The following is a 19787-nucleotide window of genomic DNA, read 5'->3' on the forward strand; positions in this document are numbered from 1 at the left end:
AATGTGCGGTATCGCAGGCTGGGTGGATCCCTGCGCCCTGGTGCGCGACGGCGAACGAGTGGTGGCAGCCATGGCCCGGACGCAGTCTCGTCGCGGCCCCGACGGGCACGGCACCTGGGCCGATTCCCATGCCGCACTGGCGCATCGCCGTCTCGCCGTGCTCGACCCCGAGCGCGGTCACCAGCCCATGATCGCCACCGACGACGCCGACCGCACCCTCGCGGCGCTGGCTTACACCGGTGAGGTGTTCAACTACGCCGAGCTGCGCGGCACACTGGAGTTACTTGGGCACAAGTTCACCACTGGCACCGACACCGAGGTGGTACTGCACGCCTGCCTCGAATGGGGCCTGGACGCGGTCCACCGACTGCACGGCATGTTCGCCTTCGCCTACTGGGATGTCGCCAGCCGCCGCCTGCTGCTGGTCCGCGACCGCCTCGGCATCAAACCGCTGTGCTACCAAATGCACGGCAGCGGTGTGCGTTTCGGTTCCGAACCCAAGGCCTTGCTCACCCCGGGCTCGGTCCCCGCGATCGATACCGATGGGCTGCGCGACTTCCTCTCGTGCGTCCGCACCCCCGGCCGGACCTTGCTGCACGGCATCCAGGAGGTGCGGCCCGGCACCGTTTTGATCGCCGACCCGCGAGGTGTTCGCGAACACCGTTACTGGCAACTGGAATCCGCCCCGCATACCGACGACCTATCCGCCACTATCGGAACCATCAGCGACCTCTTGGACGACATCACCACCAGCCACCTGCGCGCCGACGTCCCTCTCGGCGCGCTGCTATCGGGTGGATTGGATTCCAGCGCGCTCACCGCGCTGGCTCAACGCACACTGCACCCGACCGGCGCCGCGCTGTCGACGTTTTCGGTCGATTTCGCCGGGAACACAACCGATTTCACACCCGATGCGCTGCGCACCACGCCCGACGCACCCTATGTGCGCGATATGGTCGCCCACTGCGGTTTCGACCATCGCGACATCGTGCTCGACGCCACCGCCCTCACCGACCCCGCGCTGCGCAGCGCGGTCGTTGCCGCCCGTGATCTGCCCGCCGCCGGCGACATGGATTCCTCGCTCTACCTGTTGTTCGCCGCGGTGCGCGAACATGTGACCGTCGCAGTGTCCGGTGAGTGCGCCGACGAAGTCTTCGGCGGATACTCCTGGTTCCACGATCCGCAAACGATCGCGCGGCCCGACTATCCGTGGCGGTACTTCGCGGGCCGCAGCGGCGCCTACCGGGCGCTGCTGCGCGACGACGTCGCCGCCGAGCTCGATCTGACTGCACATCGTTACGCCCACTATCAGCAAGCGCTCGCCGAAATACCCGTGCTCCCCGGCGAATCCGCGGACGCGCGCCGCATGCGTGAGATCTTCTGGCTGCATTACACGCGCTGGCTTCCGGACCTGCTCGACCGCAAGGACCGCTTGTCGATGGCCGTCGGCCTGGAAGTGCGGGTGCCGTTCTGCGACCACCGCCTGGTCGAGTACGCCTTCAACATCCCTTGGCGCCAGCAGACTTTCGACGGCCGCGAGAAGTCGCTGCTGCGCGCCGCTGTCACCAGTTTGCTGCCGCCCAGCGTCAGCGGCCGCACGAAGGCTCCTTACCCGATCACCCACGACCCCGCTTATGACCGTGCCCTGCGCGAACAGGCCGCCGACCTACTCGCCGAACCCGCGGCCCCGGTCTGGGATTACCTCGACCGCACCCGTTTACGGGAGCGCCTGCAACGACCGCTCGACGATCGAGCCACCCGCTCCGGCATCGACTTCGCCCTCAACTTCGACATCTGGCTCCGGCACCTGGCTTAGTCTCCAAAATACCCGGGACTAGGACGGATGCAGGCGGCGGGTTCGCTCGCCGAGGATGTCGGTGACCCCGGGTAACCTCTGGATGGTCAATGCACTCGGACATCGGTCCGATGGGTTCGCGGCAACGAGTTTGGATGGACAGAGAGTGCAGGACAGGGAAAACGGCGTCGACGAGGACGCGACCACGCCATCGCGCGCGGTCACCGGCTGGACGGTGGGTCTGGCCTGTATGGCGGTCGTAATGTCCGGAGTCATCGTCAACGGGCTGTTTCACGAGCCGCAGCGGGAGTTGACGACCACGCCCGTTATCCCGACTGCCGAGGAGACGCCGGAATCGATCGAAACCTTGTATGTCACTGAGCCGGTGGTGTTTCCGGTGCAGATTCCGGGTTGTGATGTCGTCGAACCGCCCGTGGACGGGCGGGGGTACTCGATGATGTATATGGAGTCCGGGTACGACAATCCGGCCTATCCGTGGTTCTCGGGTCCCAAGGCGGGCGCGATGACCAACGCGCTGCGGGACGCGTTGCCCGATGACATCGAAATCGCCTTCGCGCCCGTCCGTGAGTCGCTGGTGTTCGAGCCGATTTCCGGAGACGGCAAGGAGCCGTACGGAATCGGCGGGTGGACCAGCGCTCGGGCTGCCGTGTTGCGCGGTGCCGGCGCGGGCGCGCTGAGCGTGACTGTCCGGCAGTCCACCAAGCCCATCCCGGCGTGTGTCGCCGGCGCTCTCGACGAACGGCGGCATCTGGCCGACGGCGCCATCGTCGATCTCCAGGACACCTGGTCCGAGACCAACGGGGTGCGCACCCTCTCGCGCACCGCCACCGCCTACCTGCCGGACGGCACCGAGGCCCGTGCCAACGCCACCGATGTCACCGTCGACGGCGAAGGCCACACCGGCGCTGTCCCACTGACATCGGAGGATCTGCTCGCCCTCGTCACCGCGCCCGGCCTGCGAGTAACGGCGCCGGTCCCGCCGGGGACACCGGATCCACCCCAGCAGTGCAACGTCTATGTCTTTACGCAATCCACCGCCCCCATCGATGAGGCTCGAGCCCGCCGAGTGAACGCTGTGCTGGCGCGGATCCCGCTCCCGGACCTCACCCTTGATCGCCCATTGGAGCTACGACCGGACCGCACGGGCGGACTCTGCCAGGCGGTTCGCGTCACCACACCAGGGCGAGAATCGGACTTGAGAATAGCGATTACCGCCGGAGTGGTCCTCCCTTCGATAACCGAGACCTCGTCGAATAGCGGTTCGGAGCGTGTGACCACACGGCAGCAACCGGATGGCTCGGTTGTCGAGAACAGCGAGCGGCGGGACGTGAGAGTGAGTCAGGCAGGCCAAACCACCGTTGAGATCGATCGCTCCGTCACTGTCACGTACCGGTCGGGTACTCAGGTCGACGTGGCGTCGTCTGGCGCCGAGCCCTTGTCGTTCGCGGTCCTCGAGGCGATCGCGCTGAACCCCGGCCTCGAGGTGTCTGCATGAGATCGATCCCTGGCCTTCGAAACCTGGTGCTGGCCGCCGCGGCCGCCGTCATCACCAGTGCCGGTGCGGTGCTGGTCCTGCTGCAACCCCCGGACACCACCCGCAAGATCACCGGGACCGCGGACTCGGCGCCGGGTCTGGCCTGGTCGGTCGACGCCGCGGCGATGTCCGGGCGGGCGGGTGCGGAGTTCCGCGACCCGGTTGCCGGCACCGAGTACGACTTCGGCGGGGGGCCCGGATTCGTCGACGCCGGTGCCACGCTCGTGACGGTGCTCGGTGTGTCGGATGACAATATGCCCCTGCGGGATCCGGTCCTGGTCGGCATCGACGCCGAAACCGGCGCACAGCGTTGGCAGGCCGCCGCCCCGGACCTGAGTGGTTGCGGAGCCGCTCCCGTGGCCGGCCGGCTCGTCTGCTTCGACGCCGACTCGGCGCTGGTCGGCTACGACATCGACACCGGGAATATCACTCGCACGCAGACAGATTGGTACATCTTCGCTATCGCCACCGACGCCGATCGCGTGTACATCGCCGAAGGCGACGTCGAGTCCGATGATGTGCGTGTGCATGCCGGAACCGTCGACGACCCGGACGCGCACTGGTCCCGCGCGTTCGACATGGGCGCCTCGTGGGAAGACCTCCCCGGCGACGCATTGGACGTCTCCCATGGGCAGGGCGTGTTCAGTCTCGGTGGCGATCTCGCCGGATTCGACCTCGCCAGTGGCAGGGCGACCTGGAGCGCGGACGTGGTCGGCTGCTCCGATGCCACCCCAACCAACGGCGGATTGATCGAACGCACCCGAAGCGAATGCGACGGTAACGGCCTCACCGGCACAGACCTCATCGACAACACCGGCCGCATCATCGCGACCACCAATAGTGCAGCTGCCCACAATATTTTGATCGACTTGCCGGCCGACGAAACCATCCCGGTACTGCTCGGCGACAGCGCCTACGACCGTCGCACCGGAACCCTGATGTGGACCAATCCCGAGCTGCTCGCGACCCAAGAGGCGGACGAACACAATGTCGCCTCCGTGATCGGCACCGCCACGGCGATTATCGGCGATGTCGCCCTGCTGCGAGATACCGCCGCGCACACCGCAACCGGCCTGGATATGCGCACCGGCGAGCGCCTATGGCGCATCGAGGCCACCCGTTTCGAAACGGTTCACGGAGGTGACGAGCACGCCGCCGTCTTTTCCGACTACACCGGACTCTGGGCGATCGACCCGCGAACCGGCGCGACGATATGGGATATCCCGTTCCTCGCCGTGAACGACAAGCCCGACGCCATCACTGGCGACGGCGAACTCGCGTTCCAGGGGAACGGCCGCTACACCTACGCCAGCGCCCGCACGATGATCGGCCTCCGCCCGCTGGACTGACCCCCTTTGTCAGCGTTCGGCCGCCAGCCGGACGCCCAGTCCGATGAACAGGCTTCCGGTCGCGGCATCGATCCGACGCCGCACCGATTGTCGTTCGCGCAGCCAGCTGCCGATGCGTCCGGCCAGGACGCCGACCGTGCCGTCGGCGAGGAACTCCAGGACGATCAGGACGCCGCCGAGGACGGCGAACTGCGCCCACACCGGACCGGCTGCGGGGTCGATGAACTGGGGTAGGAGTGCGACCATGAACGTGAACGTCTGCGGGTTGGCCGCAGAGGACACCACACCGTTGAAGAACGCGCGCCGACCCGACATCCCGCCGGCTTCCGGATCATCGACCTGAGGATTGCTGCGCCGGCGGATCAGCTGGATGCCGAGGTAGATCAGGTAGGCGGCCCCGGCGAAGCGCAATATCGTGAAAACGACTGGGAACGTGGTCAACAGGACGGCGAGTCCGGCGGCGGCCGCGGCGATGTACAGCGCGTCCCCCGTGACCACCCCGAGGGTGGCCGACAGCCCGGCGCGGGCCCCGCCCCGCATGCCGCATCCGAGCACGAACAGCATGTCGGGTCCGGGCGTGACCAGGGCGATGATGGTGGTCACCGTGAATGCGGCGAGCAGGTGAGGATCAACGGGCATTTCGGTAATCTTTGCAGCCGAATTCGCGGCGCGGAAGCTGTTTGATGGTGCTGGCGACGGGTATTGCGTGCGTTCGTGCCCCAATACTTCTAGCTGGAGGACAAACCGAACGTGCCTCAAACGCGAGAATCCGCCTTGCGGAACGAAACCGGCTCAGACCTTGCGGTGCTCGACATTCCGGTGCCGGCAGCGACAGCGTTGATCCAGCGCAACCGCGTCGTGCACCTGGTCAGCCGGATAGCGCCGGGGTTGTCGGACGCGGCGCTCGCCGAGCTCGCCTCGATAGCGGACCAGCTGCGCTGTGCGGAAGGGCTGCCGCCGGTCGAGTTCACCGCTCAGTGGTGACTCCTGCAGCGGCGGGCTGGACCCAGCGGCGGAGGGCATCGATGGTGGATTCCGGAGAGGTGTTGAAGCACAAACGGATTCCGGGAGCGACCTCGGTAACCACGTTGACGAGACGCTCGAACAGCAGCGTGTGTTCGGCCGCCATGCGAACCCCCGCCCCGATCATCGCGACCCGGAACGTCCTGCCCGCAGCGCATTCGCGCAGCTTCGCCTCGGCGGCCTCGGGGGCCGCGGGCACCTGGCAGGACACGATGTCGAATCCTGCGGCCCGCAGCGCGGTTTCGCCCGCCTCGATCCGGGCGGTGAGCGCCGCCTCGTCGAGACCCGGGTAGCGGCTGTAGTCGACGGCGCTGGGGTGCAGTCCGATCGACAACACGGTCGAATTCTGTGGTTCCACTGGATGATCCTCCGCTTTTGCGACGAGCATGAACAGTGCCAGGCACACGCCCGACAGGGTGAGGGCGATCGCCGCAGCCCTCACCACGGGGTGGTCGTTGTCGTCATGGGACCAGCCTCGCGCCGGTCATGATTCGGCTCCAGGGACAGCCGGTACCACCCCGGACGGTCGGCCCTGCGGCACGATGGGATGGTGGACAGAGCCGAGTTGGCCATGGTGCTGCGCACCGCGCGATCCCGCATCAAACCCGCGGATGCCGGGCTGGCGGGTGGACCGCGCAGGCAGGTTCCCGGGTTGCGGCGGGAGGAAGTCGCTCAGTTGGCCGGACTGAGTGTCGACTATGTGGTCCGGCTCGAGCAGGCGCGTGGCCCCAAGCCCTCCGATCAGGTGCTGGGCGCCTTGTCACGGGCACTGCGATTGAGCGACTCCGACCGTGATCTGATCTTCCGGCTCGCCGGTTCCGATCCGCCCCAGGCCGGCCGCATCCCGATGGCGATCCGCCCCAGCGTCCTGCGCCTGCTGGATCGTATGGCGGACCTGCCCGCCCTGGTTCTGTCCGCCAAATCCGATGTGCTGGCGTGGAATCCGCTGGCGGCGGCACTGTTCGGCGACTTCTCCGAATGGGTGCCCGCCCAGCGCAACATCATGTGGCAGCGCTTCCTCGGCATCGGACTCGACCGGCTCCGCATGACACCGGCGGAGGAAGCCGCCAATGCCGTCGACTGCGTCGGCTGTCTGCGCACGGTGCGGGCCAAATACCCGAAGGACCCCGGCCTGGCCCAGCTGATCGCCGAACTCCGGAGCGGCAGCACACGATTCGACGAACTGTGGCGGGCCGGGCGCTCAGGACAGCTGCGCAGCCTCACCAAAACCATCGCTCATCCCGACCTGGGCACCCTCACCCTCGATTGCGACGCGCTGCTGGTGCCCGAGGCCGATCAAACCGTCGTCGTCTATTCCGCCGCACCCGGCACGCCGTCCGCCTCGGCCCTCGAACTCCTCCGCGTCACCGGCCTCCAACGGTTCAGCCCGACCAGCTGAGGACCGTTAGATGGACGATCCGACCCGCGGGTATCGGTCGGTATCGAACGGTTGTCCCGGTTCGATCCCGTTGACCTCGTCCTGATACGGCTGGTCGGCGTCCGGGTGGTAGGTGGCCGCGGCGTCCATGTAGACAGTCGCCAAACTGATGCGGGCGGTGTCGGTTTCGTTGGCGCCCGCCATGTGGACGAGCCTGGCGTCGTGGAAGGTGCAGTCGCCTGCCCGCAGCGGGACGGTGACCCGCGGCCACCACTGCAGTTCGGGACGCGACTCGAAGGGATCGAACGACAGGTCCATGCCCTGCGGCCAGTCCTGCGAACCCGGCACGAAGGACATGCAGCCACGCTCGACCGGCACATCCACCAGCGCGACCCAGGCGGTCAATGCCGCCCCGCTGACCGGGAAGGCGGGGGCGTCGATGTGCAGCGGCGTTCTCGTCCCGCCGGGGCTGCGCTTGCGGAGCAGTTCGCTCTTGAACATGCGCAGCGGCTGACCGGCCAACTTCTCCGCGATCCCGGTGATCCCGGGATGCAGCGCCAGCCGGCGCATCGCGGCGCTCTTGGCTTCGGGTTCGGCCACCCAATCCATCACATTGCCGTTGCCCTCCTCGTCCCAGGAGATCTTCTCGTGCCGATCGAGCTGGTCCTGCGCATCCGCGAGGAACTCCCTGATCTCGTCCTGACTCAGCGCACGCGGAATGTGCAGGTAACCGTCCCGCCGGTACTGCTGGATCGCCGCGGCCGAAAGCGTCTGCGGCGTAGTGATATTCATCAGTTCGGTCATAAGTCCACGCTAACCGTCAATTAGGACAGCCTGGTTCCTAGGCGATGTCGACGTCCGGGTCGTGCGACGCCGTCCGCGGGTCGGCGGCACACGGATCCCCGGCTGGTGGCACCCGGCCGGGGATTGTGGTTTTGTGTGGTTGAGCAGCGGCTAATTCGATCCGTTACCCTGGTCGCTGCTAGAGAGAGATCGCTCGAGGTTAGGAAAACATGGGAAGCACCGCGCTCGACATTGTCGCTTTGATCACCAACCGCGTTGCGGCATTCTGGAATTGGATGGCCACCGGCTCCGCGGGATTCCCTCCGCTGTGACGTCACGCTGATCAAATCTCGGCGAAACCCCCTGGTCTGTACCTCATCCGAGGCATCGGCCCGGGGGTTTTCTCATACGTAGGCCCGGTCACCGTCGTATCTTGTGGGCATGAGCATTGGTGGCGAGCGGATTCGCACGCCGCGCTGGTTCGTCTTCGCCATGGGCTTGCTCACCCTGGTCGTCGCGGCGCTGTGCCTGGCGCTGTGCTGGGTGCTCGCCGCGCAGGGCACCTTCGTCGCCAAAGCGCTGCTGTGGGCCGCGCTGGTGGGGTTCGGGCTGGTATCGGCGGCGCTCGGGTTGATCGGGCTGGTGCGCTACCACGCGATCCAATTGTGCCTGGCCGCACCTCTGTTCATCGGCATCCTGGCCGCGCTGGTCTGGTATGAGATTCCGGAGCGGGCGGGGTGGGAGGTCACTCGCGGGATCCTGGAGGACCAGGCGGTCGAGTGCGCGCATCCGGGGGAGCGCACCCGGCTGGGTGTCTACCTGGTCCGTTTCGTCGAGCGCCGCGACGGCGGGTGCCTGTTCTACACCGAAGGGGCCGACCTGGATTGGTCGGGCTTCGCCTACTTCCCGGACAGCCCGCCCCCGGTGCTGGGCCGCCCGCAGGGGCCGGGCATCGGGTACGAAGCGTTCGACGGCGATTGGTACCGCTTCACCGAAAACTCCTGAATTCCCTGCCGCCACGCGGGTGCTGAATGTTAGCTGGGAGCCATTTGGGGTTACTGTCGTTTCGCTGTGTCGGTAGGTGGGGGCGCGGAACGGAGGAGCAATGGGTCTCGGATCGGTGTTCGTCAGCGAAGCGGTCGGTACAGCAGTGCTGGTTCTGCTCGGCGCCGGAGTCGTAGCCAACGTATTGCTGGTGAAGTCGAAAGGGTTCGACGGCGGCTGGCTGCTGATCAACTTCGGCTGGGGCCTGGGCGTGATGGCCGGCGTCTACCTGGCCTTCAAAACCGGAGCCCACCTGAATCCGGCTGTCACCCTCGGCATTCTGACCAGCGGTGCCAGCGACTACGCGCCCGGCATACCGGTGACCTTCGGCGCCACGCTGACCTACATCGCCGCCCAGGTGTGCGGTGCGTTCGTCGGTGCGTGCCTGGCCTATCTCGCCTACAAGAAGCACTTCGACGCCGAACCGGACGCGGCCAAGAAGCTCGCGGTCTTCGCCACCGGGCCCGAAATCCGCGACTACCGCTGGAATCTGCTCACCGAGATCATCGCGACGTTCGTGCTCGTGCTCGTGGTGCTGTCGTTCGGGAACACGCCTTCGGGTCTGGGCCCGCTCGCGGTCGCGCTGCTGGTCGTCGGCATCGGCGCCTCGCTCGGCGGTCCCACCGGCTACGCCATCAACCCCGCCCGCGACCTCGGGCCACGGTTGGCGCACGCGGTCCTGCCGGTCGGCCGCACCGCGCGCACCCCGGTCGCGGTCGGCGCGCACCCGTCGGCCGATCCCGGAGCGGACCACCCGGCCGGCTCCAGCGATTGGAGCTACGCCTGGGTCCCGGTCCTCGGGCCGACCCTCGGCGGCATCCTCGCGGGCCTGGCCTCGCAGTTCCTGTTCTGATTCTCAGCGCTGGCGCGGCTCGATCCAGAGCGCTTCGGCGAGGGCGCAGAGGTCGCCGTCCGGGGTGGCCAGCGCGACCCCGACGGTGTATTTGCGGCCGTCCCGGTTGGCCGCCCAGGAATACGAAATGTAGTCCGCGCCAACAGAAATCGGCTGCAACTGGGTGGCGGTGAGCGCGGCGGTGACCGCGCCGGGCCGCATGCCGTGCATGGTCATGGCCGCCCAGCCGCCGGGGCAATCGAGCAGTGACCACACGTGTTCGGCGCCGAGGGTGCCGTCGGCGCCACCCAGCGCCGGGTCCGGTGTCCAGGCCCCGGCGATGAGGTCGTGACCGGGCAGTTTCGAGGTGAACAACCGCATCCCGCGGCCGGGTGCACAGTCCGCGCCGCAGCCGTAGCAGTCGGTGCGCGGGCGTTCGCGGGACACCAGTGCCGCCTCGGTGGCCGCCTTCGCTTCCGCCCAGGACGGTACCGGCGGCGCGACGATGCCGACCGTCGCCTTCGCGGTCTCCGCCAGGAGCAAACCGTCGGCATCGGTGAGCGTCCGTGCGCCGGACTCGGTGGACGCGATCGTCAGTGGCTGCTCGATCGGGACCGGGGCCCGGAAATCGACCCGCAACTCGGTCGGATCTTCGGAATTCGCGGCGAGCACACCGGCCACATACCCGCCGAACGCCACCTCCGGATACCCGTGCGCATACCCCGGAATCCTGACCGCCACCTCAACCATGTTCCAACCCTTCACACACGCTGCCGCTCGAGGTTCGACACTACCGAGGGCCTCCGACAGCGCCGGTTTCGAGTGTCGGACGACTTCGCCAGGCATATGCTGAGGTGGACGCATTGGTGTGGAGTCCGGTTCGCTGCTCCGATCCCAGAATGGTCAGGCGCATGGCAGGTAATTCCAAGATGTCCGTGGTGGCGTGGGGTGCCAACCGCCTGGATATCCTCGCCGTCGGGGCCGGTAGCTCGTTGTTCCACAAGGCCTGGGACGGGGTGCGCTGGCATCCTGGGGGGACGGTCTGGCAGGGGCACGGCGGCACCACCCTCAACCCCGATTTGACGGTGGGCGATCCGGCGGTGGTGGCGTGGGGGTCCAATCGGCTCGACATCTTCTATCGGGACACCAGTCAAGCCAATCGCATGCTGCACCAGGCCTGGGATGGTGCGGCGTGGCGGCCGGGGGTGGGGGACTGGGAGAACCTGGGCGGAAATCTGGGCGGCGACCCGGCCGTGGCTTCGTGGGGAGCGAACCGGCTCGATATTTTCGTCAAAGGGCCGGGCAACAATATGTTCCATAAGGCGTGGGACGGCAGTGCCTGGCGGCCGGGTCCGACCGACTGGGAGAACCTGGGCGGGAGCCTGGGTGGTGATCCGGCGGTCGTCTCGTGGGGGCCGAACCGGCTGGAAATTTTCGTTAAAGGGCCGGGTAACAACATGTTTCATAAGGCGTGGGACGGTAGCGCCTGGCGGCCTGGGGTGACGGAATGGGAGAACCTGGGCGGGAATCTGGGTGGCGATCCTGCCGTGGTCTCGTGGGGGCCGAACCGGCTCGATATTTTCGTTAAAGGGCCGGGTAACAACATGTTTCATAAGGCGTGGGACGGTAGCGCCTGGCGGCCCGGCGTGACCGAGTGGGAGAACCTGGGCGGGAATCTGGGTGGCGATCCTGCCGTGGCGTCCTGGGGGCCGAACCGGCTCGACATTTTCGTCAAAGGGCCGAGTAACAACATGTTTCATAAGGCGTGGGACGGCAGTGCCTGGCGGCCCGGCGTGACCGAGTGGGAGAACCTGGGCGGAAGCCTCGGCGGCGACCCCGCCGTCACCTCCTGGGGGCCGAACCGGCTGGACATCGTCGTGTCCGGCCCGGGCAACAACGTCTTCCACAAAGCCTGGGACGGCGCGAACTGGCGGCCGAGCCGAACCGATTGGGAGCTCTTGGGATTGGGGGCCACCGGCCCGGGGCCCGGCCCCGGACCCGGACCGCTCAATCCGACCTGCGCCGTGGAAGTCACCGGGCCGGGTAGCGACGCCGTAGTCCCGGTCCGCGTCTTCGGCGGCGGATTCAGCGGGTCGGAGCCGGTCCACATCGAACGGGACGGCAACTTCGCCGGAACGGTCACCGCCAGTTCCGGCAGTTACAGCATCAACCTCGGCGCGTTCGTCAGCCATCCGCCCCGGCTCGTCGTCTTCCAAGCGTTCGGTGCGCAGAGCGGCAGAGCGTCCAACAAGGCCGGCATCACCCTCTGACCCGCTGCGGCCACCGATGTACGCTGCGCCGGTATCGCCGGATGACGAAAACCGCGGTGACTATCAGCAGCAGCGGATAGCAGCCCGCGTAGAGCGGAACCGCGAGGTAGGACCACCATTCGGGGATGTCCTCACGGGGGAGCATGAATAGTCCGATGCCGATCGGGTGGTCGGCGCCGAACAGCGGTGGCTGGTCGGAGTAGTTCCACCACCAGCAGAAGCCGACGAGTCCGATGATCAGCGGTGCCGCCGTCCACCATCGCGAGCGTTCCGAAAGCGCTTGGTGCAGTGCGAGGATCAGCAACGGGACCAGCCAAACCCAGTGGTGCGCCCACGAGAACGGCGAGACAGCGGCCGAGGTCATCCCGGCCACGGTGGCCGCCAGCAACGGGTGTCCGGTGCGGTAGGCGAGAGCGGCCGCGAGCAGGCCGAGCACGGCCACCGGCACCGCCACGGCCAACCACAACCAGGTGGGCGGCACGAACACCACAGCGTCGGCGTTGCGCACGGCGAACTGTTCGATATCGAGGAAGCGTGACATCTGTGCGAGGAAACCGTTGATCGACTGGTTCGCCGGTGAGTCGACCGGGCCGACCCGTGCCGGGGCGATGACTCGCTGACTCCAGAAGGTCTTCGCGTCGTCGGGGCGTGCCGCGAAGCCGATCGCGATGGTGGTCGCGAAGGCCGCGGCGGCGGTGAACAGGGTTCGCCACTGCCGGGTCCAGGCGAGGTAGACCAGGAAGAAGGCCGGGGTCAGCTTGATTCCGGCGGCGAGCCCGACACCGACGCCGCGGAGCCGGGCCGACGGCTCGCGGGTCAGGTCCCAGATCACCGCCAGCACCAGAAACACATTGATCTGTCCGAGCCAGATCGTGCTACGCACCGGCTCGAGCGCGGTGCACACCACCGCGAGCTCCACGGCGAACACCCAGGTGCGCAGGCAGTTTCGATAGCGCAAGCTGCGCAGGCAGCGCCAGACCAGCAGGACGAGCGCGACCATGGTCGCCACCCACCAGAGGACCTTCGTCACCGCCATCCCGGCCACGGTGAGCACGACGAACACCAGAGCGGCGAACGGGGGATAGGTGAACTCCATTCCATAGATCACCGGGCCGTCGTAAAGCGCGGCGTGCCGCCGCCAGACTTCCCCACCGGCCCGGTAGACCTCCAGATCGAGGTCGTTGCTGAACAGTCCGTAGTAGGGAGTGCCGAGCGGTACCGCGTAGCAATGCCACACCAGGACGAGCACCGCCGCGAGGCCGCCGACGACGACCATGGCTCTGGTCGCGGCCGGCTCGTCGGTCGTCCTGAACCACACGGTTCCTCGCTCGCGTCGACCCGGTCTTTCCGCACGGTGAGCGGGAAAACCGGGCTAATTCAAGACTAACGGAGCAGCCGCTGCGAACGCGGCGGAAATCGCTGGATCAGACTGCGTGCCTTTCATTTTCGATGCCGAGACCGACTCGGATCCGGTCGCGCGCAGCGGCAGCGCGCGCACCCGTCCGGGCGGCCTGCCGAATTGCGGGATTCGGGGTGAGTTATCTCATGAAAACCGATTCGGGCACCGCTCCGGAATTCGACCGCCGAATTGCGTGGTCACCAGGGGATTCATCGGCCGCGGCTCCGGAAGCCCGTTGTTGCGAATTGCCTATTGGTCAGGTGAACGAGCCTGATCTGCGTGTTTACCTGCTTGTTACCTCGGCTAACGTCTAACTCCAACAGCTGTGACCATCCATTGGGATAGAGAAAGGCTGGACTACATGCGAATCGGCCCATCGCTGCGGGCGGCGGCGCTGACCTTGACGGCCGCGATCGGACTCGGGCTGGTGGCGGTCGCCCCGGCGGGCGCTACCGCCGACCTGGACCGCTATCTGGACTTGCCGCTGGTCAACCGTGATGCCGCGAGCAGCCCCGGCGGGGTGCACCCCGAACTGCCTTACGAGGCCGACAGGCTGCGCGAGCTGCTGGACAGCGCCCGGCAGCAGGGTGTCGAGCCCGTCCGCTACGCGGCGCTGCTGTCCCAGTACTGGCTGGTCGACGCGACGACCAAGGCGGGTATCGACCTGCGCTCCTGGAATCCCCGAGCAGGTGTGACAGCCAATCGCGACAACCTGATCAAGTCCTATCAGTATTACGAGAACCTTCAGCTCGGCCACCGTGAATTGCGCTGGGCGGGAATGGGTGGCCAGGTCGGCGCCGATTTCGGTGGTGGGCTGGTCGATTTCGAATTGCTGGGCACCGTATATGACCTTCCGGGTATTTCCGAGGCCGCGCGAACGGTGCTGGGCGCGGTGCGCAATGCCGCGGGCCCGCAGGCGGTGGCCATGCTGCCGCCCGGTCTCGCCGCCCTCGCGGAGGCCGGACCGAATATCACGCCGGAAGACCTGAACTACATCAACGGGATGATCCTGGTGATGCAGAAGAACATCTTCTCGGATCTGATGCCGATGCACGATGCCTACGTCTCGGAAGGACTTCCGGCGCTCGAGGAGTTCCAAGCCGCCGGGCTGTTCGGCCCGGACATCATGAGCGCCTGGCGCGACGTCGCCTCCGGGGACGAGGACCGTATCGCCACCGGCAATCGGGCGCTGCTGCGCCGGGAACAACAGTGGGCCGTGAGCGCCCAGTGGGACCAGGTGCGCGGCTACAAGGGCAGTGTGGGCGAGGCCATCACCTATCTCAGTGGCGCGGCCGGGTCGCCGTCGGTGGCCGGGGTCGTGCCGCCGCGGGAATTCCATCCGATCCGGATGCCGGTCACCCTGGCCGACGGCCGCCCCGGCCTGCTGACCCTGCCGCTGCCGGACTGGAACTGGTCGGTGCTCGATTCGCGGTGGGATTACATCACCAGCGAACTGCTGCCCAAATACCAGGCGCAGGTCCAATCGAATTGGCCCGCACTGGAATCCGCGATGCGGGTGCCGTATCCGGTGCAGCTGGAATCCAAGCGGCCGCTGCTGAATATTCCGCAACTGCTGATCGCCGCGGCGCGACAGCTCACGGTGACACCGATCGACCAGGAGAGCTGAGATGAGACGAATTACCCAGCGGCTCTGGGTGGTTGCCGCAGCGCTCGCGCTGACCGCGGGCACCGCGAGCATCGCCACCGCCGACGAGGTACCGCCGTCGACCCCGGGCCCGGAGCGTATCTTCAACGGCTTCACCCTCGCCGCGCTGAACAGCGCTACCCAGCCCTCGGCGCAGGAGTCGTTCGAGGCGCTCATGGCCGACGACCCGTTCTACGAGGAACCGCCGCTGACCGGTGCCGAAAAGCCCGGCGACATCCTGAAATCCAAGAAGGTCAAGGTGATCTTCAGTGGTGTCAGTCCCGGCAATGTCGAGGGCTACAAGCTCATGTATGTCACCACCGGCAATGACGGGAAACCGTTCATCAGCACCGGCGTCCTGCTGATGCCTGTCGATGGGAAACCGAACTCGCAACGCCATGTGATCGGCTACCAGGAGGCCAACGACAGCGTCGGCTGGAATTGCCATCCGAGCACCCAGTGGACCGGTGGCGCGCCGCTGGACGGCTCGTCCTGGTCGGCGCTGGGACCGCTGGCGATGATGTTCGACAAGGGCTACGCCGTCATGATCTCCGATGTCGGCAACGACGCGGACAAGAAGCCGCACGGGGTCTTCGCGGGCAAGTTCGGTGGGCAGGCCCAACTCGACGGTGTCCGTGCGGCTCTCGCCCTCGGCGACGCCGGACTGAACCCGAAGGCACAGGTCGCGCTGTTCGGAATCGCCGGTGGCGGTGTGGGTGCGGCGTTCGCGACCGAGATGGCCGCCGAGTACGCGCCGGAGCTGGACATCAAATCGACTGTGCTGGAAGGCATGGTGGTGAAGCCGCGCGAGTTCATGCGTGTGGCCGACGGTTCGATCGGTTCCGGGTTCGCGCTGGCGACGCTGCTCGGCCTGGAGCCCTGGTACCCCGAGATGCAGGTGAACGCCAAACTCAATCCGGCAGGCCGGGCGCTGGCCGACGTCTTCCGCACCCAGTGTCAGACACCCGCCTACTTCGGAACGCCCTATTTGCCCTTGCGTTCGCTGTTCACTTCGGGTCTGAGCCCGGCCGACGAGCCGGCCTTCCAACAAGCCTTCGACGACAACCTGCTCGGCCGGTCGGGCACGCCGCGGGGAAAGGTCATCATCGCCTCCTGCGCCAAAGATGATTCGCCCATGTCGCTGGTTCCGGCCCGGGACGCCCGCGAACTGGCCGATACCTATCGCGAGCAGGGCGCGGATGTGAGCTACCAGCCGACCGACTGCGGTATGGAACGGTTCGTCACCGACCTATACGGCTGGGGCACAGACCTTTTCGGAATGCAGACCATCGACCAAATCGACAGCTACTTCACCTGATACTCGAAAGGGCCTCCCGCTCATGGCAATTCTCTACGGCTTGGAATACCTGCTGACCTTCGGTTCACTCGCGGTCTGGAAGCTGGTGGGGCAAGCATTCGGTTTCTAGGTTCTCGTCAATGCCGCAGGGCGCGACCGGTTTTCGAGTCCGGGTGGGCGGCTAGTGCATCGGGGGTGCCCTCGAAGATGAGCTGGCCGCCGTGGCGTCCGGGGCCGGGGCCGAGATCGATGATGTGGTCGGCTCGGCGCATGACATCGAGGTTGTGTTCGATGACGACCATGGTGTTGCCCTTGTCGACGAGGGTGCCCAGCACCTCGAGCAAGGTGTCGATATCGGAGAGGTGCAGGCCGGTGGTTGGTTCGTCGAGGATGTAGAGGGTGCTGTCGCCGCGGCGGGTCAGTTCCTTGGCGATTTTGAGGCGCTGGCATTCGCCGCCGGACAGGGTGGTCAGCGACTGGCCGAGGCGCAGGTAGCCCAGGCCGACTTCCGCGATATGGCGCAGCGGTCGGGTGATGGCTGGGTCTTGTAGTCGCGTGGCGGCTTCGGCGATGGTGAGGTCGTCGATATCGGCGATGGTCAGCCCGTCCACGGTGTATCCGAGTACCTCGGGGGTGAAGCGCCGGCCGCCGCAGGTCTCGCACACCGTTTCGTGGCCGTCCATGAAAGCCAGGTCGGTATAGATGACGCCGAGCCCATCGCAGGTGGGGCAGGCACCGGCCGAATTGGCGCTGAACAGGGTGGGGCTCACGCCGTTTCGGGTGGCGAACAGCCGGCGGATAGCGGGCGCGATGCCGGTGTAGGTGAGGGGAGTGGAGCGCCGGTTGGTGGTGACCGCACGCTGGTCGACGACGGTGGCCGGATACTGGCCCGTCAGTTCCGCGACCAGGCTGGACTTCCCGGACCCGGCGACGCCGGTGAGCACGGTCAGCACTCCGGTGGGGATGTCCACGGTGAGCCCGCGCAGATTGTTGCGGGTGGCGTTGTCGATCCGCAATTTTCCTGTGGGAGTGCGGTGTTCGCGCGACGGCCGCCGCTCCCGTAGTCCGCGTCCCGTCGGGGTATCTGCGGTCAGTAGTTCGCTGAACGGGCCCTGGAACACGACCTCGCCGCCGGTGGTGCCCGCACCGGGCCCGATCTCCACGATCTGGTCGGCGATGCGCATGACATCGGGGTCGTGTTCGACGACGAGCACGGTGTTTCCCTTGTCCCGCAACTGTTTCAGCAGATCGGTGAGCGACTGCACGTCGTGCGGGTGCAAACCCATGGTGGGTTCGTCGAAGACGTACAGCATTTCGATGAGGCTGCTGCCGAGGTGCCGCACCGTCTTGATGCGCTGTGATTCGCCGCCGGACAGGCTGCCGGTGGGCCGGGCCAGCGACAGATAGCCCAGTCCGATGGCGGTCAGCGCCGCGAGCCGCTCCCGCAAGGCCGCCACCACCGGCGCCACACTCGGTTCCGCCACGTCCGCGATGAGATCTGCGAGTTCGGCGATCTCCATAGCGCTCATCTCGACGATGGTGCGGTCCAGCACCCGTGCCGTCCGCGCGGCCGCGTTCAATCGCTCGCCGTGGCAGTCCGGGCACGGCTGGCTATGGGTGAACTGCCGCAGCACAGCCTGTTTGCGTTCGGAGAGATTGTCCGCGGTGTGCAGGTAGATCCGTTCGAACCGCTCGATGACGCCCTCGTAGTCCTGCGGCGGGCGAGTGCCGAGCTTCGCTGCGGCGTCACCGCCGTACAGCAGCGCCTTTCGTTCGCCCGCGGTCCAGTCGCGCAGCGGTGTGGTCGCGTCGAAGGACCCGATATCGGCGTACTGCCGATACCAGTACTGGCCATTGCCGAAGCCCGGCAGCAGCACCGCACCCTGTTCCAGCGATTTGTCCAGATCCAGCACCCGCTCGACGGCGGTGGTCATGGTCTGCCCCAATCCTGAACAGGCGGGGCACATTCCGGCCGGATCGTTGAACGAGAAATGGTTGGATTCCCCCACATGCGGGGTGCTGACCCGGGAGAACAGCAGTCGCAGATAGCTGTAGACATCGGTGATGGTGCCGACGGTGGAGCGGGCGTTGCTGCCGAGCCGCCGCTGGTCGATGACCACCACCGGTGACAGGCCCTCGATGTGGTCCACCTCGGGCCGGGTCCAGCGCGGCAGCCGATTGCGGACGAACGGCGGGTAATTCTCGTTCACCTGATAACCGGCCTCGGCCGCGATGGTGTCGAAAACCAGCGACGACTTGCCCGATCCGGACACCCCGGCGAAGACGACGAGGCTGTTGCGCGGGACGTCGAGGTCGATCCGGCGCAAGTTGTTCGTGCGTGCGCCGCGGATACGGATGCTGCGATGCTGCTCGAATGCGGTCATGACTCGACGCTAACCGGAGATGTGGCCGGATTCTGGCCGCAATTACGGGCATTATGGAGCCATGGCCGATGTCACCCGCCGGATGCTCGAACTGCTGGCCCAGCTCCAGACCGGGCGGCGATTCAGCGGAGCCGAGCTGGCGGCCCGCCTCGAGGTCAGTCCGCGCACGGTGCGCCGGGATGTGGAGCGTCTGCGCGAGTACGGCTACCCGGTCTCGACACAGCCCGGACCCAGCGGCTTCTATCGGCTCGCCGCGGGCCGCACCCTGCCGCCGCTTGTTCTCGACGACGACGAGGCGGTCGCCACTCTGGTCAGCCTGGCCTTGCTTGGTGCCACGGCGCCGCGAGAACCTTTGGACGGCAGTGGATTCGCGCCCGCCGCCGACCGCGCCTTCGGCAAAATCGACCAGTTCCTGCCGCACCGCTTGCGCCCGGCGGTGACCGCCCTGCGTGAAACCGTGGAAGCCGCACCGCAGAGCGCCCCGGCAGTGCGGCCGGAAGCCCTTGCCGGTCTCGGCTCCGCGGCTGCGCGCCACGAATACGTCACCTTCACTTACGCCGACCGGGACGGCGAGACCAGCCGCCGCCGGGTCGAGCCCTACCGCGTGATCCATCTACATCTGCGCTGGTATCTGCTCGCCTGGGATCTGGGCCGGGACGACTGGCGCACCTTTCGCCTCGACCGCGTCGACGAGATCGCGCCCGCCGCAAGCTACTTCACGCCGCGTCCGCTACCGGCCCGGTCGGGTACGGAGTATCTGCGTGCGGGGTTGAGTGCCGCACACCACCGCGCGGTCGTCACCGTGGCCGCCCCCGCCGCCACGGTCGCGGACGTCCTCAAGTTCCGGGACTGCGAGATCGAGTCCCTGGGGCCGGACCGCAGCCGGCTCATCACCCGGGTGGACTCCTTCGAATGGCTGATTCTGCAAGTCGGCCTGATCGGCGCGGATTTCGTCATCGAGGAGCCTGCCGAATTCCGCGACCGCGCAGTCGAACTCGCCGACCGGCTGCACCGAGCCGCTGCGGGCTAGGTG

17 protein-coding genes are annotated in these 19787 nt (G+C 67.0%); 11 read left to right on the forward strand and 6 right to left on the reverse strand.

Annotated features, from left to right (window positions below):
• The first annotated feature begins 1 nt into the window (after nt 1).
• The 3 genes from asnB (at nt 2) to IBX22_RS26780 (ending at nt 4699) form a co-directional block, all read left to right on the forward strand.
• On the forward strand, nt 2–1816 hold the full coding sequence (gene asnB / locus IBX22_RS26770; RefSeq protein ID WP_194818459.1) for an asparagine synthase (glutamine-hydrolyzing): 1815 nt from the start codon (nt 2–4) through the stop codon (nt 1814–1816).
• 145 nt (nt 1817–1961) lie between these two features.
• On the forward strand, nt 1962–3311 hold the full coding sequence (locus IBX22_RS26775; protein ID WP_194818460.1) for a hypothetical protein: 1350 nt from the start codon (nt 1962–1964) through the stop codon (nt 3309–3311).
• The gene (locus tag IBX22_RS26780) at nt 3308–4699 is read left to right on the forward strand and encodes a PQQ-binding-like beta-propeller repeat protein (protein WP_194818461.1); all 1392 of its coding nucleotides are present in this window, start codon (nt 3308–3310) and stop codon (nt 4697–4699) included. Before IBX22_RS26775 ends, IBX22_RS26780 begins: the two co-directional genes overlap by 4 nt.
• Nucleotides 4700–4708: 9 nt before the next feature.
• Here IBX22_RS26780 and IBX22_RS26785 read toward each other — a convergent pair whose 3' ends face one another.
• Nucleotides 4709–5338, reverse strand: a complete 630-nt coding sequence (locus tag IBX22_RS26785) for a LysE family translocator (protein WP_194818462.1) — start codon at nt 5336–5338, stop codon at nt 4709–4711.
• 135 nt (nt 5339–5473) lie between these two features.
• Here IBX22_RS26785 and IBX22_RS26790 point away from each other — a divergent pair, with 135 nt between their 5' ends.
• A complete protein-coding gene (locus tag IBX22_RS26790; RefSeq protein WP_228539458.1) occupies nt 5474–5683 on the forward strand; it encodes a hypothetical protein in 210 nt (69 codons plus the stop codon).
• Here the strand turns inward: IBX22_RS26790 and IBX22_RS26795 are convergent.
• On the reverse strand, nt 5667–6080 hold the full coding sequence (locus IBX22_RS26795; RefSeq protein ID WP_228539460.1) for a hypothetical protein: 414 nt from the start codon (nt 6078–6080) through the stop codon (nt 5667–5669). The genes IBX22_RS26790 and IBX22_RS26795 overlap by 17 nt on opposite strands.
• A 189-nt stretch (nt 6081–6269) precedes the next feature.
• Here IBX22_RS26795 and IBX22_RS26800 point away from each other — a divergent pair, with 189 nt between their 5' ends.
• A complete protein-coding gene (locus IBX22_RS26800) occupies nt 6270–7121 on the forward strand; it encodes a helix-turn-helix transcriptional regulator (protein ID WP_375540279.1) in 852 nt (283 codons plus the stop codon).
• 6 nt (nt 7122–7127) lie between these two features.
• On the opposite strand, the gene IBX22_RS26805 is transcribed toward IBX22_RS26800, so the two are convergent.
• Nucleotides 7128–7904, reverse strand: coding sequence for a phytanoyl-CoA dioxygenase family protein (locus IBX22_RS26805; protein WP_194818465.1), 777 nt, complete (start codon nt 7902–7904; stop codon nt 7128–7130).
• Nucleotides 7905–8324: 420 nt separating this feature from the next.
• On the opposite strand from IBX22_RS26805, the gene IBX22_RS26810 reads away from it, so the two are divergent.
• Both IBX22_RS26810 and IBX22_RS26815 read left to right on the forward strand, forming a co-directional pair.
• The gene (locus IBX22_RS26810; RefSeq protein ID WP_194818466.1) at nt 8325–8888 is read left to right on the forward strand and encodes a hypothetical protein; all 564 of its coding nucleotides are present in this window, start codon (nt 8325–8327) and stop codon (nt 8886–8888) included.
• 100 nt (nt 8889–8988) lie between these two features.
• Entirely contained in the window at nt 8989–9780 is a 792-nt protein-coding gene (locus IBX22_RS26815; RefSeq protein WP_194818467.1) for an MIP/aquaporin family protein, read from the forward strand.
• Between the two features lie 3 nt (nt 9781–9783).
• Here the strand turns inward: IBX22_RS26815 and IBX22_RS26820 are convergent, their stop codons facing one another.
• The gene (locus tag IBX22_RS26820; RefSeq protein ID WP_194818468.1) at nt 9784–10509 is read right to left on the reverse strand and encodes a PaaI family thioesterase; all 726 of its coding nucleotides are present in this window, start codon (nt 10507–10509) and stop codon (nt 9784–9786) included.
• A gap of 161 nt (nt 10510–10670) precedes the next feature.
• Here IBX22_RS26820 and IBX22_RS26825 point away from each other — a divergent pair, with 161 nt between their 5' ends.
• Complete coding sequence (locus IBX22_RS26825) at nt 10671–12029, forward strand: hypothetical protein (RefSeq protein ID WP_194818469.1); 1359 nt, start codon at nt 10671–10673, stop codon at nt 12027–12029.
• On the opposite strand, the gene IBX22_RS26830 is transcribed toward IBX22_RS26825, so the two are convergent.
• Nucleotides 12019–13347: a glycosyltransferase 87 family protein gene (locus IBX22_RS26830; RefSeq protein ID WP_194818470.1), complete on the reverse strand. Its 1329-nt coding sequence runs from the start codon at nt 13345–13347 to the stop codon at nt 12019–12021. The genes IBX22_RS26825 and IBX22_RS26830 overlap by 11 nt on opposite strands.
• Nucleotides 13348–13789: 442 nt before the next feature.
• On the opposite strand from IBX22_RS26830, the gene IBX22_RS26835 reads away from it, so the two are divergent.
• Nucleotides 13790–15055: a hypothetical protein gene (locus IBX22_RS26835; protein WP_194818471.1), complete on the forward strand. Its 1266-nt coding sequence runs from the start codon at nt 13790–13792 to the stop codon at nt 15053–15055.
• A gap of 1 nt (nt 15056) precedes the next feature.
• Complete coding sequence (locus IBX22_RS26840) at nt 15057–16391, forward strand: lipase family protein (RefSeq protein ID WP_194818472.1); 1335 nt, start codon at nt 15057–15059, stop codon at nt 16389–16391.
• Between the two features lie 116 nt (nt 16392–16507).
• Here IBX22_RS26840 and IBX22_RS26845 read toward each other — a convergent pair whose 3' ends face one another.
• Nucleotides 16508–18754 carry an excinuclease ABC subunit UvrA gene (locus IBX22_RS26845; RefSeq protein WP_194818473.1) on the reverse strand — a complete coding sequence of 749 codons (2247 nt, stop codon included), beginning with the start codon at nt 18752–18754 and terminating at the stop codon, nt 16508–16510.
• 61 nt (nt 18755–18815) lie between these two features.
• Between IBX22_RS26845 and IBX22_RS26850 the strand changes: the two genes are divergently transcribed.
• A complete protein-coding gene (locus IBX22_RS26850; protein ID WP_228539462.1) occupies nt 18816–19784 on the forward strand; it encodes a YafY family protein in 969 nt (322 codons plus the stop codon).
• Nucleotides 19785–19787: the final 3 nt, after the last annotated feature.

This window comes from Nocardia sp. XZ_19_385, assembly GCF_015355755.1.
Lineage (GTDB): Bacteria > Actinomycetota > Actinomycetes > Mycobacteriales > Mycobacteriaceae > Nocardia.

Excerpts from the sequence above, each read along its gene's own strand:
- asnB (WP_194818459.1), top strand. The coding sequence starts at position 2 with ATGTGCGGTATCGCAGGCTGGGTGGATCCCTGCGCCCTGGTGCGCGAC.
- IBX22_RS26780 (WP_194818461.1), top strand. The coding sequence starts at position 3,308 with ATGAGATCGATCCCTGGCCTTCGAAACCTGGTGCTGGCCGCCGCGGCC.
- IBX22_RS26785 (WP_194818462.1), bottom strand. The coding sequence starts at position 5,338 with ATGCCCGTTGATCCTCACCTGCTCGCCGCATTCACGGTGACCACCATC.
- IBX22_RS26800 (WP_375540279.1), top strand. The coding sequence starts at position 6,270 with ATGGTGGACAGAGCCGAGTTGGCCATGGTGCTGCGCACCGCGCGATCC.
- IBX22_RS26805 (WP_194818465.1), bottom strand. The coding sequence starts at position 7,904 with ATGACCGAACTGATGAATATCACTACGCCGCAGACGCTTTCGGCCGCG.
- IBX22_RS26810 (WP_194818466.1), top strand. The coding sequence starts at position 8,325 with ATGAGCATTGGTGGCGAGCGGATTCGCACGCCGCGCTGGTTCGTCTTC.
- IBX22_RS26815 (WP_194818467.1), top strand. The coding sequence starts at position 8,989 with ATGGGTCTCGGATCGGTGTTCGTCAGCGAAGCGGTCGGTACAGCAGTG.
- IBX22_RS26820 (WP_194818468.1), bottom strand. The coding sequence starts at position 10,509 with ATGGTTGAGGTGGCGGTCAGGATTCCGGGGTATGCGCACGGGTATCCG.
- IBX22_RS26825 (WP_194818469.1), top strand. The coding sequence starts at position 10,671 with ATGGCAGGTAATTCCAAGATGTCCGTGGTGGCGTGGGGTGCCAACCGC.
- IBX22_RS26835 (WP_194818471.1), top strand. The coding sequence starts at position 13,790 with ATGCGAATCGGCCCATCGCTGCGGGCGGCGGCGCTGACCTTGACGGCC.
- IBX22_RS26840 (WP_194818472.1), top strand. The coding sequence starts at position 15,057 with ATGAGACGAATTACCCAGCGGCTCTGGGTGGTTGCCGCAGCGCTCGCG.
- IBX22_RS26845 (WP_194818473.1), bottom strand. The coding sequence starts at position 18,754 with ATGACCGCATTCGAGCAGCATCGCAGCATCCGTATCCGCGGCGCACGC.
- IBX22_RS26850 (WP_228539462.1), top strand. The coding sequence starts at position 18,816 with ATGGCCGATGTCACCCGCCGGATGCTCGAACTGCTGGCCCAGCTCCAG.